Annotated in this window: 12 protein-coding genes, 3 tRNA genes and 2 pseudogenes; 9 read left to right on the top strand and 8 right to left on the bottom strand. The window is 31.0% G+C overall.

Translation table 11 applies throughout. The annotated features are described in order from the left end of the window. Positions 1-136: 136 nt before the first annotated feature. The 6 genes and pseudogenes from JJC03_RS05765 to JJC03_RS05740 all read right to left on the bottom strand — a co-directional run bounded on the left by JJC03_RS05765 (position 137) and on the right by JJC03_RS05740 (position 8,934). A complete protein-coding gene (locus JJC03_RS05765; RefSeq protein WP_088398407.1) occupies positions 137-1,120 on the bottom strand; it encodes a UDP-glucuronic acid decarboxylase family protein in 984 nt (327 codons plus the stop codon). After that, positions 1,117-1,977: a dTDP-4-dehydrorhamnose reductase gene (gene rfbD / locus JJC03_RS05760; RefSeq protein WP_235874163.1), complete on the bottom strand. Its 861-nt coding sequence runs from the start codon at positions 1,975-1,977 to the stop codon at positions 1,117-1,119. Before rfbD ends, JJC03_RS05765 begins: the two co-directional genes overlap by 4 nt. Beyond that, complete coding sequence (rfbC, locus tag JJC03_RS05755; protein WP_088398409.1) at positions 1,971-2,522, bottom strand: dTDP-4-dehydrorhamnose 3,5-epimerase; 552 nt, start codon at positions 2,520-2,522, stop codon at positions 1,971-1,973. The genes rfbD and rfbC overlap by 7 nt, the downstream gene beginning before the upstream one ends. A gap of 70 nt (positions 2,523-2,592) precedes the next feature. Beyond that, positions 2,593-4,812: a polysaccharide lyase family 8 super-sandwich domain-containing protein gene (locus JJC03_RS05750; RefSeq protein ID WP_235874162.1), complete on the bottom strand. Its 2,220-nt coding sequence runs from the start codon at positions 4,810-4,812 to the stop codon at positions 2,593-2,595. A gap of 246 nt (positions 4,813-5,058) precedes the next feature. After that, a complete protein-coding gene (locus JJC03_RS05745; RefSeq protein ID WP_088398419.1) occupies positions 5,059-6,741 on the bottom strand; it encodes a DUF6909 family protein in 1,683 nt (560 codons plus the stop codon). A gap of 181 nt (positions 6,742-6,922) precedes the next feature. Beyond that, positions 6,923-8,934 (bottom strand): annotated as a pseudogene (locus tag JJC03_RS05740) (M13 family metallopeptidase). Between the two features lie 191 nt (positions 8,935-9,125). On the opposite strand from JJC03_RS05740, the pseudogene JJC03_RS05735 reads away from it, so the two are divergent. The 9 genes and pseudogenes from JJC03_RS05735 (at position 9,126) to JJC03_RS05700 (ending at position 16,294) form a co-directional block, all read left to right on the top strand. Then, positions 9,126-9,802, top strand: a pseudogene (locus tag JJC03_RS05735) (SCO family protein). Positions 9,803-9,828: 26 nt separating this feature from the next. After that, positions 9,829-10,791 carry a leucine-rich repeat domain-containing protein gene (locus tag JJC03_RS05730; protein WP_235874161.1) on the top strand — a complete coding sequence of 321 codons (963 nt, stop codon included), beginning with the start codon at positions 9,829-9,831 and terminating at the stop codon, positions 10,789-10,791. A gap of 36 nt (positions 10,792-10,827) precedes the next feature. Next, positions 10,828-12,429, top strand: coding sequence for a fumarate hydratase (locus tag JJC03_RS05725; RefSeq protein ID WP_088398413.1), 1,602 nt, complete (start codon positions 10,828-10,830; stop codon positions 12,427-12,429). 178 nt (positions 12,430-12,607) lie between these two features. Further along, on the top strand, positions 12,608-14,479 hold the full coding sequence (locus JJC03_RS05720; RefSeq protein ID WP_258932372.1) for a M1 family metallopeptidase: 1,872 nt from the start codon (positions 12,608-12,610) through the stop codon (positions 14,477-14,479). 75 nt (positions 14,480-14,554) lie between these two features. Further along, a complete protein-coding gene (locus JJC03_RS05715; RefSeq protein ID WP_309597758.1) occupies positions 14,555-15,613 on the top strand; it encodes a M50 family metallopeptidase in 1,059 nt (352 codons plus the stop codon). Positions 15,614-15,636: 23 nt separating this feature from the next. Further along, entirely contained in the window at positions 15,637-15,903 is a 267-nt protein-coding gene (locus tag JJC03_RS18685) for a site-2 protease family protein (RefSeq protein ID WP_309597757.1), read from the top strand. 72 nt (positions 15,904-15,975) lie between these two features. Beyond that, positions 15,976-16,049: transfer RNA gene (locus tag JJC03_RS05710), tRNA-Asn, on the top strand. A gap of 36 nt (positions 16,050-16,085) precedes the next feature. Next, a tRNA-Asn gene (locus JJC03_RS05705) sits at positions 16,086-16,159 on the top strand. Between the two features lie 61 nt (positions 16,160-16,220). Further along, positions 16,221-16,294: transfer RNA gene (locus tag JJC03_RS05700), tRNA-Asn, on the top strand. A 127-nt stretch (positions 16,295-16,421) separates the two neighbouring features. Here JJC03_RS05700 and JJC03_RS05695 read toward each other — a convergent pair. Together JJC03_RS05695 and JJC03_RS05690 are read right to left on the bottom strand one after the other, a co-directional pair. After that, on the bottom strand, positions 16,422-17,270 hold the full coding sequence (locus JJC03_RS05695; protein WP_258932370.1) for an ISAon1 family transposase: 849 nt from the start codon (positions 17,268-17,270) through the stop codon (positions 16,422-16,424). Positions 17,271-17,395: 125 nt separating this feature from the next. After that, positions 17,396-17,752 (bottom strand): ISAon1 family transposase N-terminal region protein, encoded by a 357-nt coding sequence (locus tag JJC03_RS05690; RefSeq protein WP_235874160.1) that lies wholly within the window; start codon positions 17,750-17,752, stop codon positions 17,396-17,398. Between the last annotated feature and the right edge of the window lie 154 nt (positions 17,753-17,906).

Here is a 17,906-nt window from a genome sequence, read left to right as displayed (position 1 = left end):
GAATAAAGAAAGAATTTCTTTTAGATCAAATATAGGGATAGGAAATAATAATAGCAGTAGCCAGACAATCAATAGAAAGTCTATCATATAAGAAATAGGTCGTATGTATTTAGAATATCTACCTACTGCCATTTAATTAACGAATATAATCTTTAAAATCTTTATGTTCTTCTTTTAGTAATTCTTCCTTCGGTAGTGATCTAAAATACTCATATGTTAATTTCATTCCTTCACTACGAGGTACCTTAGCTTCCCATCCTAAAATTTCCTTTGCCTTAGTTGTATCAGGTTGACGTTGTAAAGGATCATTTTCAGGAAGAGGTTTGTATATAATTTTTTGATCTGTACCTGTCAATTTAATAATTTCCTCTGCAAAATCTTTGATTGTTATTTCATCAGAATTTCCAATATTTACAGGATAAGGGTAATCCGACAACAATAGGCGATAGATTCCTTCAACCTGATCATCTACATAACAAAAGGAACGTGTTTGACCTCCATCACCAAAGATAGTCAAATCTTCACCTCTAAGTGCTTGACCAATAAAAGCAGGAATAACACGACCATCATTAAGACGCATTCTAGGACCATAGGTATTAAATATACGTACAATGCGTGTTTCTAAACCATGAAACCGATGGTATGCCATAGTAATAGATTCTTGAAAACGTTTCGCTTCATCATATACTCCTCTAGGCCCTATTGTGTTCACATTACCAAAATAATCTTCCGTTTGAGGATGAATCAGTGGATCACCATAGACTTCAGAAGTTGAAGCAATTAATATACGGGCCTTTTTTACTCTAGCTAAACCTAATAAATTGTGAGTACCTAAAGATCCTACTTTTAAGGTTTGTATAGGTATTTTTAAATAATCAATTGGCGAAGCTGGTGAAGCAAAATGAAGAATATAATCTAATTCACCAGGAATATGTACAAACTTTGAAACATCATGATGGTAAAAATCAAAAGTTTCAAGTTTAAATAAATGTTGAATATTTTTTAAATCACCTGTAATTAAATTATCCATACCAATAACATGGTAACCCTCTTTAATAAAACGATCACATAAATGAGAACCTAAAAATCCTGCAGCTCCAGTTATAAGAATTCTTTTCATTGTATTTTTGTTTGTGCTAATGCTTCCTTCCAATCTTTAATAGCAATTTTAAAATTAGTTCTAATTTTTGATTTATTCAATACACTGTATTTAGGTCTCTTAGCTGGTGTTGGATAAGACTCTGTTGATATTGGGTTTAATCTTATAGAGATTGAATTTAACCGGAAAATCTCCTTTGCAAAATCAAACCAAGAACACACTCCTTCATTACTAAAATGATAAATACCAAATAATTCTAAATTATCTATTGAAAATTCTTGATTTAAAATCTTTAAAATTACATGTGCTAAATCTACTGCATTTGTTGGCGTTCCAATTTGATCTGCAACAATATTCAATTCATCTCGATCTTGAGCTAATCGAAGCATAGTTTTCATAAAATTATTTCCAAACTGAGAATATACCCAAGACGTTCTTATTATAAAATGCTTGGTACAATTAGTTCTCACTTCATTTTCTCCTTCTAATTTTGTTTGACCATATACTCCTAGTGGATGGGTCTGATCTGTTTCAAGATACGGTTCTTCATGTAAGCCATCAAAAACAAAATCAGTAGAAACATGAACTAACACTGCTTTCTTTTTTTCGCAAGCAATAGCTAGATTTTTAGGACCAATAACATTAACTAAATATGCTTTTTCTTGATCTGACTCAGCCTTATCTACAGCTGTATAAGCAGCTGTATTAATACAAAAATCAATTTTATTATTATCAAAAAAAGCCATTACTTGATCTTCATTTGTAATATCAAGGTCTTGTGAACTAGCAAAAACAAATTGCATCTCAGAATACTGAGATGCAATAAATTGTAATGATTGTCCTAGTTGACCTGAAGCTCCTGTTACTAAAACTACCATACTTTTCGGGCATTTTCTAAGGTTGGTAATATTTTATCTTTTTCAGATATAATTAAATCTGTTTCAGGCATCCCCCAATCAATTGCTAATGTTCGATCATTATAAATAAGTCCTCCTTCACTATCTTTATTATAAAAATTATCACATTTATAAAAAAAGGTAGCCGTGTGACTCAATACAATAAAACCATGAGCAAATCCTCTTGGAATATAAAACTGTTTTTTATTTTCAGCTGTTAATAAAATACTATAATATTGACCATACGTATCAGAATCTGGACGTAAATCTACCGCTACATCTAATACCTCTCCTTCCAACACTCGTACTAATTTAGCCTGAGCATATTCTCCACATTGATAATGTAAACCTCTCAAAACCCCTTTTGAAGAATAAGATTGGTTGTCTTGTACAAAATTTACTTCTGCCCCGATTCCTTTATTAAAAGTATTTTGATTAAAACTTTCCATGAAATAACCTCGTTCATCATGAATAACTTTAGGTTCTAATACAAAACACCCTTTTAGTTTGGTCTCTATAAAATTCATTATTAGAATATCTTTATTGTTTTATTTTCGTTAATTTTTAATATAAGAATTCCTTCTTTACCTGTTACATCTATAGATACTTGGCGATCATTAATATTCTTTTTATGAATATTAATCTACCGTTAATATCATATAATTCTATATTTTTAATCTCTTCTTTTGATTCTATTTTTAGTTTTCCTTCTAATCTAGCAATATTAACATTTTCTTCTGAAGATAAACCGTTATCTAATCTTGCTTGTATTACACCAAGAGTTGAATAACTATATTCAAAAGTTTTACCACTTTCATTTGTTTTGATAATTTGAATAGAATTATCAAACAAAGATCTTGAATTTTTGGTAATAGATAATCTTATATTTTGAAAATTTGCTTTTTCACCATATGGATTTGAAACATAAAATTTACTATTATTGTTATTTATTATTATCATACATGGATTATCCACTTTAACAACTAATCCAGTTGACAAATTTAAAGTATATGGTTTAAAAAAAGCAATATAATATTGAGAAGTTACAGAATCATATACCGCATGACAAGATTCATTTTGAGCTTCAATTCTTAAATTATTTTTTGCTTTTGTCACTTCATTTAAAATAGTAGCATCAGTTACATTTGGCATTAATAAATAAGCATAGCTTGATTTAGTTGGGTTAACTCCATGATTTATATACATTTTAAAAAGATCATTTTGAGTAGAAACAGTATATGAATTACTATCAAAAGGTACATAACCAATGCCAGAAGATAAAACAACTGTATTAGCATTATTTACCATATTCATATTAGCGTTTATTTGAAAACGATTATTGTTTTGAAAATATGATACTTTAGAAGCTTCTAAATTTGTTTGATTAAGCGTTGTATAAACATCTGATGTACCATTATTTTGAGATATTTCGGAACCTAATGCAAGTACTACATTTCCTATAAAAAACCATGATTTATTAGCGGTTATTCCTTGCTTATCATAGATCATAGCTGATGCTCCGTTCGTTCCGTCAGACACTCCTCCTGCAAAATCATTATTATTTTTACCGTCTTTTCCCCAATTAGGCACAGGTAATGTTACTGCGTTTTGCTCAACTGTTGTTCCTGGAAATTGTTTTGAATTAAATTTAGAAAAATAAGTTCCATTATACTCGTTTCCTGTATGAATTGTATAATTAACACCAGCACCTGCATAGTAATTATAATTACCTGAACCATTACCTGCTTCAGCACCTACTGTTCTAGTTGAAGTCATTCGCACTGTAGATAAGAAATTTGTTCTTTTATGTGCCATATAATCTCCTCTCCAGAACATTTTATTACCTTCCAAATCTTTTTTCTGTCCCGAAATTCTATCATATGCTTCTTGTAATGCTGATTTATTAACTGTATTTAAAGAAACCATTTTAGTAACAATGTTTTTTAATTCATTCATATACTCAAAAGTATTATTGTATCTTCCTGTTGGATTTGGGTCGTAATTTCCTTCATGAAAAAGATATTGGGCATGATCAATTATCATTTTTTCTAAATTAACTAAAGTCTGAACATTATACTGTGTTCCTTTTGTAAATAGGAAGTAATCAAGTACTGACTTTAAATATTCTTTTCCATATCCAAAAGTGTATATTTGTCTACCATTACCACTATGGCTATAAAAACCAAAGTCTTTTTCAATTCCTTCTCCTCCATCTTGAACAGATGTTAGCACTTTCATTAGATCACTAAATTCTTTTAATAAATTTGTATCTTTTTCTGCTACTGCTGCAACAAATGCTCCTATAATTTTATCCGCTCCATTAGCTCCCTCCATATGGTCTTTTTGTAAATAAGCCCATTCTTGGTAGGTAATAATATTTCTATAAAGACTTGGATTTTTAGTTTTAATTTCTTCAATTAAAAAAACAAGACCTTTATTCATTTCCTTTGGATATGCAATATGCCTATACCACCAATTAGAAGGTGTATGATTCTCGTTAATCCAGAATGTAATAGCCTTAATATAATCATTATAAACTGTTTGATCTTTATAATATGTATTATTTGGATTTGAATAAGCTTGAGCTAATTGAGACATTTTACTCAAGTGACTTCTTAAATCTTTATCTTTAATTGTGTAATCGATACCATTAAACGAACCATCTACTTTTAGATTCTTTCGGATATCATCAATGCTCTTTTTATTTGGATTTTGAGTATATTCACTTTTAATATTATCTAAAATTTTATCAAAATCAGTGGTCTGCGCATTAATCCCTAATGCAAACAGAAAAAATAGAAAAATTGTTTGTTTCATAATTGTTGTGAATTATAAAAACAGCTCAATATAAATGGCTTGTTTTTAATTTATTAATATTTGATTTATTTGCGCGCCACAATATGTACAATAAGAAATACATATTGTAGCACTTTTGGTTTATTTAAAGTCTTTTAATGGAAATCATAAATTTAAAATATGAAGTGATTTTAAATTTTTACAAATGATTTTAAATTCCATTAATCATTGTTAGTATAGAATGTAAGTAAGAGGAAATGTTATATTTTAATTAAATATTTGCTCTAAAATTTTTATTGTAATTAAATAGGTAGGTTTTACACCTGTAGTTCCTAATCCTCCTGAAGCTAATGTACTTCCTGTCTCTAAAGGATTATCTGATGCGTAATACGCATAACGTACTTTTACATCTGGATTAATACTTTTACGTATTTTTGAAGCTGATTGAATAGCTTTTTGATAATAAGCGCCTTCCATTTCTAAGCCTATAGCTGCCCATGTAGACTCATGAAAGAATTTTAGCAAATCTCTATTTTGTAAAGATGTTCCTAAAACAGTTATCATTGGTCCTTCATAAACAGGAATGTCATTTCCTTCAAATAATTCTTTTGTTAATTCATTTTCAAAAGGATAATTATCTGCTGTACCTTCATTAACATGGGAATTAGGAATCATAATATCTCCTTTACCTCCTTCAAGAATACCTGCTTTACCCATAATAGAAACAGATTCTACATTTAAGAATACTTTTCCTTTTTCTGTTTTATATGGTTTCAATAACTCGTCAATTGTTTCAAAGGCTTGTTCCCCGAAGGCATAATCCATAACAATCAATACTGGAGATTCTCCATTGATATTAGCTGAAGGAAAAGCTGTTTTCTTCCAGTCAAATTTAGCTGTATCAAAGATCTGAACGTCAATATTCGTTCCTGAAGTATCGGGCATTGAGATCATACCGTTTTGTAGAGCAAAATCTTCTACTTTCTTACGTAGTTCTTTACTATTAGAAGCTGATAGATCTTCATAAATTTGATACTCTCCTTTTCCTTTATATTTAGAAGCTAAAACGTAGGGAGCAAAAACTGAATTCATAACGCTATGCATATTGGCACTAATAATATGAATAGGTCTTTCTAATAAATTATTATCTGCTAATGTTTTTTTAATATTAGTGGCCCAAATATCTCCATAAATATGATGTCCTAAACGTTCTCGTAAAATAGGACTAAAAGTTATGGTACGTTTGTTATTATCTACGACTTCTTCTATTGCTAATTTTCCTAACCAATAAATTACATGCAAGAAACGATCAGGTTGCGATGCGTTTCCAAAAGCATCATAGATACTATTTACTTCAGCAAAAGTTCTCCCTAAGACATTAGCCGCATGTGAAATAGCTTTTTCTCGTTCTACTAAAGTTAGTTTTTTTGTTTGTAGTGCTGCTTGTTCTAGTTTTTGCCAATCACGTGAAACTTTTCCTTCATCATCAATTAATACACGGTCTTTAATTTTATGTGATTCAATAAAAATAAATGTTAAGTGTGTTAAAATATCATAAATATCTGAACGACCACGTGTGATTTCTACATTCATTTGTTCATCATCTATTCTGTAGCAGTTTCTACGACGTTTAGGAGGAACAATTGGTTGAAAATGTGAATTAGAGTAACCTTCATCAGAAGTTAGGTTAATATAACGACATTCTTCAATTCCTACTGGCAAACGTTCAATTACGTACAACAAACCGTTTAATTCTACCTTTTCCTCTGCAATGGAACCATAAATTTCTGGGCGAAGCTCTAATAAAGCTTCTCTTAAAGTATCACCTGAAACACCCATTGGCTTATAAAAACCTCTATTAAACAAATGTCTCATAGTAATGTACAGTCGTTCGATAGCCGCCGACGACTCTTGCGCTCTAGAGCGCGAAATGTTCTTGATTTCTATCATCATTTATATTTTTCTAACCTACAAATGTACCATTTTATTTGAGCAATTTATAATAAAAATAAATAAGAATCAAAGTACTTCACAATATTGTATTTATTTTAACACTTCAGATCTATATAAAAAAACCCTTGAAGGTATGATTACTTCAAGGGTTTAGAATTTGATTAAACTATTATTTAGATTACCAAATCTTAATTCTATTCTCAGGTTTAACGAAAAGTTTATCTCCTTCTTTTATATTAAAAGCTTGGTAGAAAGCATCTACGTTAGTAAGCGGTACATAAGCACGGTACATACCTGGAGAATGCGGGTCTGTTTTTACCTGATTTTTAATTGCTTCATCTCTCATTTTAGAACGCCATATTGTTCCCCATGAAATAAAGAAACGCTGTTCTGGCGTAAAACCATCAATAGCCACTGGTCTACCGTTCTTACTTAAGAATAATTGTAAGCCGTCGTAAGCCGCATTAACTCCACCTAAATCACCAATATTTTCACCTAGAGTAAATTTACCATCAACAAAAATACCAGGTAGTGGCTGTAATGCACTATATTGTGAAGCTAACGCGTTTCCAAGACCTGTAAATTGTTTTAGATCTTCATCTGTCCACCAATTTTTTAAGTTACCATCAGCATCATAACGAGAACCTGAATCATCAAATCCATGAGAAATTTCATGTCCTATTACAGCTCCAATTCCTCCATAATTTACAGCTTCATCTGCTTTGTAATCATAAAATGGAGGTTGTAAAATTGCAGCTGGAAATACAATTTCGTTATAAGTAGGGTTAAAATATGCGTTAACTGTTTGTGGTGACATACCCCATTCTGTTTTATCAACTGGTTTATTTAGTTTGTCCACATCTTCTTGATAAGCCCATTTTGCTACATTTTTCATGTTTTCAAAATAGTTTCCTCCCGCTTCTTTTGCTACAATTTCTAATTTAGAATAATCTTTCCATTTATCAGGATATCCTATTTTTATAGTTGATTTTCGTAATTTTTCTATAGCTCCTTTACGTGTTTCTGGAGTCATCCAAGGAAGTTTATTAATACGATTTTCAAAAGCTAAAAACACATTTTCAATCATGGCTTTTGCTTTTGCTTTTGCTTCTGCAGGGAACTTTTTTCAACATATAATTTACCTAATGCTTCCCCTACAGTGGCATTTACTACTTGTAAAGCTCTTTCTTCTCGTGGCCTTTGTTTAAGAGCTCCTTGCAAAGTTTTACTATAAAAATCCCAATTAGCTTTTTCAATTTCAGTAGTCAATTCATTTGATGATTCATCAAGTAAAATCCAACGTAAATATGCTTTCCAATCTTCAATTTTATTAGCTTTAAAAATGGTTTCTAAAGCTTCCATATATTTAGGCTGTGAAACAATCACTTGGTCTATTTTACCAAGCCCAATACCTTGTAAGTAAGCATTCCAATTTACAGATGGTGCCAATTTTTGTAAATCTGCAACACTCATTGGATTATAGGTATTTCTTCTATCACGGCGCTGTACTCTATCTAATCTAGGTCTAGCCATTTCTATTTCTAAGGCTAATATTTTTTCTGCATTTTGCTTAGCTAATTCTGGTTTTTCTCCTAAAAACTGTAGCATACGTGCTACATGCAGAACATATTTTTCACGTTTTTCTTTAGAATCTTTATCATCAGAAATATAGTAATCACGATCTGGTAAGCCTAAACTACCAAGACTGATATAAACTACGTTTTTATTAGAATCTTTAGCATCAGGCCCAACTCCTGCATTATAAAATCCTATTCCTCCTTCAGGTGTTAGTTCCGTTATTAATTTATTTAAATCTTGTACATTTTTAATTTTATTAATTTTTTCTAAATAAGGTTCTAAAGGTTTAATACCTCTTTTATTTCTTGTAATCGTATCCATATACGTTTTATACACGTTTACGGCCTTTCCTTGATCTGATTTTATATCTAAATTTTTAGACACTGCTTCTTTAAGAATAGCTAAAACATCTTTATCTGTATTAAAACGTAATTCATCAAAACTACCCCAACGGGTTTTATCTGCTGGAATTTCTGTTTTATCATACCAAGTTCCATTTACATAGCGAAAGAAATCATCACCTGGTTTTACTTTTTTGTCCATGTAATTCAGGTTGATTCCTGGTTTTTCTTGTGCTACAGTACTTATCGAAGTTAATGATAATAGTGCCATAACACTCCATACAGTTCTTCTCATATTTTTGTTTTCTTCTATATTTTAATGATGGTTAGTATCCTTTATTATAAAAAAGTTACATAAGGATTGTCAAAAATACTATTTCTAAAGTTTTAGAAAATTAAATTAAGAAAGAATTAGTATTTGCTGCTCAATATAGGATTTATACCTTTGTATAAAGTTTAGTTATGATTGAAAGAATAAAAAAGTATCGTATTTTTTTAATTACATTGAGTGTAATTTCTGTGGTGTGTATTTCTCTTTTTTATATGGCCTTAAAACCTAAAAAGACATTACCAATCTACACCCCTTCAATGGTTAATCCAGAACTAGTAGACACGACAGTACAACATATTGCAAACAAACATCTGATTTCTGATTTTTCTTTTACTAATCAAGACGGAAGAATTGTTACTCAAAAAGATTATGAAGGTAAGGTATATGTGGCTGATTTCTTTTTTACTAGTTGTAAGACAATCTGTCCTTTAATGACTAATAATATGTCTTGGTTACAGGATCAAATTAAAAATAATCCAAAAGTTATGCTTCTTTCTCATTCAGTAACTCCAGATATAGATAGTGTACCTGTTTTAAAAAAATACGCATTAGAAAAAGGTGCTATCAGTGGTAAATGGAATCTAGTTACAGGTAATAAAAAGGATATTTATTACATAGCCAGAAAGTCCTATCTAGCAGTAAAAACCGGAAAACCTGAAGAACTATATGATATGGTACACACTGAAAACTTTGTTTTAATAGATCAAAAAAACGAGTAAGAGGCTTTTATGATGGCACTAAAAAAGAAGAAGTAGAAAAATTATTAAAAGATATAGAATTTTTATGTACTGACGAAAAAAAACAGTAAATTCACCTACCCCCAAATTATAAACTATGACCAAAAGATTAAACGGAGTATTTTATTTACTCCTAATTTTCAGTGCCTTAACAAACGCACAAAGTAATCAACGCGTTGAAAATGACTTATTTTGTGAAAATCCTGCAACAGTTAAAATATTAGATTTATCTAATAAACAAATGACCAAAATCCCTCCTGAAATTGGTAATTTTATAAATGTAGAAAAGCTGTATTTAAAAAACAATTTTATTGTTTCTCTACCTATTGAAATAACAAATTTAACCAAGCTAAAAGAGATTTATTTAACTAATAACTTAATTCAACGCTTTCCTATAGAAATATGCAAATTAGCTTGTTTAGAAAAACTAGAATTGAATAAGAACAAAATGGAATATGTTTCCCCATCCGTTGCGAAACTAAATAAACTAAAAAAATTAGATATCAGTGGTAATAAAATTTCTGATCTACCTGTAGAAATGGCAGGCATGATTAATCTTACTGAGTTGAATTTTTCCTGTAATACTATTAAAAATTTTTTTCTAGGCATAGAGAACTTAAAGAATTTAAAAATATTAAATGCAGAGAAAAATAAACTAGAAATGTGTCCTATTGAAATAGGTTTTCTTACAAATCTTACAACACTTAACCTAAATCAAAACAAAATAACGATATTACCAGAAGAAATAGGCAATTTACCTAAACTAAACTATTTGAATTTAGAAAAGAATATGATTAAAAAAATACCTAGTTCAATAGGTAAATGTACTTCTATATCCTATCTAGATTTAGATGAAAATCAATTACGAACACTACCGGAAGAATTAAATCAAATCACATCATTAAAAGAACTATACCTTGGTACGAATCCGTGGACTTCTTTTCCAGAATCATTAAAACCGCTATTAGAAAAAATGCTTTACGGACAATCAGACGAAGTAAAAAAAAATAGTAACGCAAAAATAAATCCACAGCTGACGTTTTGTCGGCTGTTTTTATAGAAATTAGTATATTTACCCAACAAAAACACATACAAAATGGACTTTTTATACCAAGATCCGTATCCTATTTTAAAAGATGATACACAATATAAAAAATTAACTTCTGATTATGTAAAAGTAGAACAATTAGGAGATCGTGAAATTCTTAATATAGATCCTAAAGGATTAGAATTATTAGCAGAAGAAGCGATGAAAGATGTTTCATTTATGCTTCGTTCTTCTCATTTAGAAAAACTTCGTAATATAATTGATGATCCAGAAGCGACAGATAATGATCGCTTTGTAGCTTATAATTTATTACAAAATGCTGTTGTTGCAGTGGATGGTGAATTACCATCTTGTCAAGATACAGGAACAGCTATTGTAATGGCTAAAAAAGGAGAAAATATTTACACAGGGGCTGATGATGCTGAATGGTTATCAAAAGGTATTTTTAATACTTATCAAAATAAAAACCTACGTTATTCTCAAATTGTACCAATCTCAATGTTTGAGGAAAAAAATTCAGGTTCTAACCTACCTGCACAAATTGACATTTATGCAAAAAAAGGCAACTCATATGAATTTTTATTTCTAGCAAAAGGCGGTGGTTCTGCAAATAAAACCTTTTTATATCAGAAAACTAAATCCCTTTTAAATGAGAAATCAATGGATGAATTCATCCGGGAAAAAATTATGGATTTAGGAACAGCCGCATGTCCTCCTTATCACCTAGCAATTGTTATTGGAGGAACATCTGCAGAAGCTAATTTAGCAGCTGTTAAAAAAGCATCTGCAGGTTATTATGATAACTTACCTACATCAGGTAATATGTCAGGTCAAGCTTTCCGTGATTTAGAATGGGAAGCAAAAATTCATAAAATTTGTCAAGAAAGTGCAATTGGCGCTCAATTTGGTGGTAAATACCTCGCGCACGATGTACGTGTGATTCGCTTACCTCGCCATGCCGCTTCCTGCCCTGTTGGAATGGGAGTATCATGTTCAGCAGATCGAAACATTAAGGGTAAAATAACCAAAGAGGGAATCTTCTTAGAACAATTAGAAACAAATCCAAAACGTTTCTTACCTGATACAGCTCCTCATTTAGAAGAACCTGTAACAATAGATTTAAATCGCCCAATGAAAGAGGTATTAGCTGAACTATCTAAGTATCCGATCAAAACACGTCTAAAATTAAATGGTACCTTAATCGTGGCCCGTGATATTGCACACGCTAAAATCAAAGAGTTATTAGATACAGGTAATCCTATGCCTGAATATTTTAAAAACCATCCAATATATTATGCAGGTCCTGCTAAAACCCCACAAGGAATGCCGTCAGGTAGTTTTGGTCCTACTACAGCGGGCCGTATGGATGTGTATGTAGATGAATTTCAAGCTGCTGGAGGTAGTATGATCATGTTAGCAAAAGGTAACCGAAGCAAAGACGTTATGAATGCGTGTCATAAATATGGAGGTTTCTATTTAGGTTCAATAGGTGGTCCTGCCGCAATTTTAGCAAAAGAAAATATCCTTTCCGTAGAAGTAGTTGATTTTGAAGAACTAGGAATGGAAGCTGTTAGAAAAATTGAAATAAAAGATTTTCCTGCTTTTATTATTACAGATGATAAAGGAAATGATTTTTTTACAAATTTGTAAAAAATAGACTTAATTAAGATTTTTCTATTTGGTGTTTAGCGGACTGATTTTTATGTAAATTTGTCCGCTAAATACTATCAAATGAAAAAAGTAGCTTATCTTTTTTTGCTATTATCTACTTTAGGTTTTTCTCAAAATAATGAGGAGCCCTATACAGAAAAAAATAGCGGTATCAGAAATGAAATCTGCCGCAAAAAAAATAAATTTCAAGGTAAATTCTAATACTCAAAATTACGACATTACCTATCATAAACTTGAATTTACAGTTAATCCTACTCTTCTTGCCATTACAGGAAAGGTAACAACTAATTTCATAGCATTAAGTAACCTGGACACTGTAACTTTTGAATTAACTAATTCTCTCCTTGTTAGCTCAGTAAAAGTCAATAACACAAACACTACTTTTATTCAAAATTCTAATTACGAGTTGATAATAAATTGTCCTTCTACTATTATAAATGGAACTAATGCAACTGTAGAAATTTCATACTCCGGTACACCAGCCAATAGCGGATTTGATTCTTTTAAAATAACTACTCATGGTAACAAATCACCTATTTTATGGACTCTTTCTGAACCTTATGGTGCTCGCGATTGGTGGCCATGTAAGCAAGATCTAAATGATAAAATAGATAATGGTATAGATATTTACATAACAGCTCCTTCACAGTACAAAAGTATTTCTAATGGTATAGAACAATCTCAAACAATTTTGGGTTCAAATACAATCACACATTTTAAACATTCATATCCCATACCTGCTTATTTAGTTGCTATAGCTGTTTCAAATTACCAAGTATATAATCAACAGGGAGGATTAGGCACTACAGAAAATCCTTATTTTCCTATCACTAATTACATTTACCCTGAAACAAGTGACACTATGATCCCTAGTTTAGCTCCTACTCCAACTATTATAAATTTTTACGAATCAATTATTGGAAAATATCCATTTCGAAACGAAAAATATGGTCATGCGGAATTTAGTTGGGGTGGAGGAATGGAACATACTACTGTTTCATTTATGACAGCAAATAATGGCATTATGGATCGATCTTTAATAGCCCATGAAATGGCTCACCAATGGTTTGGTGATAAAGTAACTTGTGGTTCTTGGAAAGACATATGGTTAAATGAAGGATTAACTGAGTATATGTCAGGTTGTGTAATTGAAAATCTAGATGGTAGTACAAGTTTTAACAATTGGAAATACTCAAAAATTAACAGTATTACTTCAGCAATAGCGGGTAATTTATATTTATACGATTTTCAACTAGCAAATACAAACAGAATTTTCAGCAGTCGCATAACATACAATAAAGGTTCTATGGTTGCTCATATGTTACGTTACATTATGGGAGACACTAACTTTTTTCAAGCGTTACGTAATTATTTAAACGATCCTGTATTAGCGTATAAATATGCCTTAACACCTCAATTCCAAACACACCTAGAAGCAGTTCATGGTAGTAGCCTTCAAGAATTTTTTAATGATTGGGTATACAATGAAGGATATCCTATTTACACTATTAACGCTTATAATTCAGGACTAAATCAAGCCAAAGTAAAAATTCAACAAACACAATCTATTACGGATAGCACACAAACTGGATATGTTTCTTATTTTGAGATGCCTGTACCAGTAAGATTAATATTAGATAATGGCAGTTATTTAGATTTAAAACTAAACAATACTTTTAATGACCAACTCTACACTATAGACTTACCTGTAGGTACATCTATAACAAATGTTATCTTTGATCCTAACAAGGATATTATTTCAAAAGGCAATACAGCTAGTTTAACCAATGAAAATTTTGAATTATCTGCAAGTATTAATTTATTTCCCAACCCAAGCGAAGATCAAGTATATATTCAATTACCTGATAAAACTGAACTACAAAAGGTAAGATTTTTAAATCATTTAGGTCAAGAAGTATTAAAAACTGACCAAAAAGAAATCAGTATTCATCACCTTACTAATGGTCTTTACCAAATATTAATAGAGACTACAGAAGGTAAGGCTCATAAAAAATTCTTAAAAAAATAAGACTCAATTAGATATTTTTAAAAAAGTAAGACGAAAGTCTTACTTTTGCTTTTATAGAAACACTAAAAAGTAAAAATGGATACACTTATTCAAATCGCACAAATTCTATTTATTCTTTCCGTTCTCGTTATTTTACATGAGTTTGGTCATTACTTACCTGCTAAATTATTTAAAATACGGGTTGAGAAATTTTATTTATTTATGGATCCTTGGTTCTCTTTACTAAAAAAGAAAATAGGTGATACGGAATGGGGAATTGGATGGTTACCCATTGGAGGTTATGTAAAACTTGCTGGAATGATGGATGAAAGCATGGACAAAGAACAAATGGCCCAACCTGCTCAACCTTGGGAATTTCGCTCAAAACCAGCTTGGCAACGCTTAATTGTAATGTTAGGTGGTGTAACTGTTAATATTATTTTGGCTTGGTTTATATACATTATGCTTTTCACGACATATGGACAAAAATATGTTGCAATGAACAAAATCCAACAAAATGGGTTAGCTTTCAACGAAGTTGGTAAAAAGATTGGTTTTAAAAACGGTGATAAAATAATTGCTATAGACGGCGAAAATGTAAATAAAAATTTAAGAAAAGCAAGTATTGATGTATTATTTGCAAATAAAGTAACTGTAGAAAGAGCTAATCAAAAACTAGATCTACCAATAAATGATACACATAGAAGAGAAATCATTTCATCTGAAGGAAAGAATTTTATTACACCTCGATTAGAGTCTGTAGTAGTCGATTCTATCATTCCTGGTCTTCCTGCTGAAAAAGCTAAATTGGAAAAAGCAGATCAAATTATATCAATCAATGGTCAAAAAATAAACTATTTTGATGAATTAAAAGATGCACTTCAAACACAAAAAAACCATACAATTCAATTAGGGGTTTTACGTCAAGGAAAAACAATTACTTTAGAAGCACAAGTAACACCTGAAGGAAATTTAGGATTCACTAACAAAATGCCTTCAGAAGAGGAAATAAAAGCAAAATACTTAGTAACGAATCAAATTAGTTTTATACAAGCTGTTCCAGAAGCAATTGAAGAGTCTTACAGCCAAATTAAATATAAAATAAAGGAATTCAAATTATTGTTATCCCCTAAAACAGGTGCCTATAAAAAGTAAAAAGCCCAATTGGAATAACAAAAATGTTACCTACCGTATGGGATTGGGAATTTATTTGGGGCTTTACAGCCATGTTTTCTATTGGATTAGCTTTCATGAACCTACTTCCTATACCTGGTTTAGATGGTGGACATGCTATTTTTACTCTAGCAGAAATGATTACTGGAAAAAAATTAAATGATAAAGCTGCAGAAATTGTTCAAACCATAGGAATGGTTATATTACTGAGTTTAATGGCTTTAACATTTGGAAAAGATATTTTTGAAATAATTGCTCAAAAATTTTTTTAATTTTTGAGTAAAAAGTGTTTGTATAATTAAAAATCTGTTTTATATTTGCACTCGCTAAAACGGCAATAACATTCCTCCTTAGCTCAGTTGGTTAGAGCATCTGACTGTTAATCAGAGGGTCCTTGGTTCGAGCCCAAGAGGGGGAGCAAGTTTTAGTAAAAGTTTACAACCCATGAGGTTATTCCTCCTTAGCTCAGTTGGTTAGAGCATCTGACTGTTAATCAGAGGGTCCTTGGTTCGAGCCCAAGAGGGGGAGCAATTTTTTTAGCATTAAAAAACCAGTAATGCCTTTTTAAAAAAACAATATACGAGGTTATTCCTCCTTAGCTCAGTTGGTTAGAGCATCTGACTGTTAATCAGAGGGTCCTTGGTTCGAGCCCAAGAGGGGGAGCAAATACAAGTAAGGCTTTACATAAATGTAAAGCCTTTTTTATTTCACCTAAATTTACCTAACCTATACCCTAAAAAAGGGATCAATACTAAAAGAATCAATACCAAAAGTTGTGGGGGAACTCAAATTACGCATAAATTTTAGTTAGCCTAAAAAGGAAAAATTCTATACTACGCACACCTCTAAATTGCGCTCTAAATGCTTTTATTTTTGCGTTAAAGGATTCTGCAGAAGCATTAGTGCTTCTGTTATCAAAATAAATTAATATGGTTTGATAATGATTCTCGATTGTTCTAGATATTATATTAAATGACTTAAAACCTGATTGATTTACCTTTTCATGCCATTTAGCTAATTTGGTATAAGCGACAACTTTATCAGTTGTTTTGTTAAATATCTCACGTAAATCCTGGGTAAGGTTATATACTTTTTCTATATCTGGATAATATTGAAACAATATAGTTGCTCGCTGTTTTTGATTTTGCGACCATTTCGATTTGTTTTTATACAAAAAATAACGACTTCGAGCTAAAAGTTGTTTGAAAGTATCATCATTAGACAATATTATTGGTTGATATTTCTCTTTACATATCTTCGACTTCTCTATAGCTTCGTTTTCTTGATCTATAGCTTGCCAACCGTATTTGATTCTGATTTCTTGCAATGCTTCTATAGCTAACTTTTGAACATGGAAGCGATCCGTAACAAGGGTTGCCTTTGGAAAGCATCTCTTAGCAATCAACCCCATATTTCCTGCCATATCTAGAGTGATTTCACAGACTAAATTCCGTGCTCTTAACGGTATTTTGTTGATGATCTCTATAACTGTTTCTGCCTTGGTACCAGCTATCATCGCTACTATTGTTCCTTTCTTACCTTTAGCCGTTTTGTTAGTCAGTACTGTATAAAGCTCTCCATTAGAAAGGGAGGTTTCATCTAATGACAAATATTTACCTATGTCTTCAGGAAAGAGCAACCACTCTTTTGCGCGTTTTAATTGATTCCACGATTTAAATTCACTTAGAAATTCCTTAGTATTGATATTGTAAATTCCTGCTATTCACCCCATAAAATGAAGCTATTGCATTACAGTCATTTGGTTTAGAATCTATTGATTTCTTTTAAAAAAGCCGCGAACTCCTTAGTTCTTCGAGTACCGTTGGCTACTAAATCCCAGTTTCTAAAAACTACTTGTCTAGTATCTTCGTTAAGCCATCTTCTACGGGTGATATGAAGATAAACTTTATGACCTCGTATAGGAAAATCTTGAACCGTTATTTCTTCGAAGAATCCTTTCGAACTTAACTTTGCATCACTGTACTCCTTAGGAATTGAGTTGATCTTACGTAGATAAAGATAAAGGATTTCTTCGCCTTTTTTAAAGGAGATTAGTTCGAAATAGTCGACAATTATTTCGGGCAATAATATCTTGATAAGATCAATAAAAGAATCTTGCATTTATGTTGATTTTAGAAATGCAAAAATCACTATTTTGATATTCTCCACAACTTTTAGTATCGATCCTTTTTGTCCTGATTTTTAAGGCAAAAGGTTAAATTTGGAAAAGACTGAATATTGAATTCTTTATTTATTTCGAGGCAATTAGAATTAT

It is taken from the genome of Flavobacterium oreochromis, assembly GCF_019565455.1.
GTDB lineage: Bacteria > Bacteroidota > Bacteroidia > Flavobacteriales > Flavobacteriaceae > Flavobacterium > Flavobacterium oreochromis.
The sequence above is the reverse complement of the archived record's forward strand: the minus strand, read 5'-3'. Positions and strand labels throughout refer to the sequence as shown.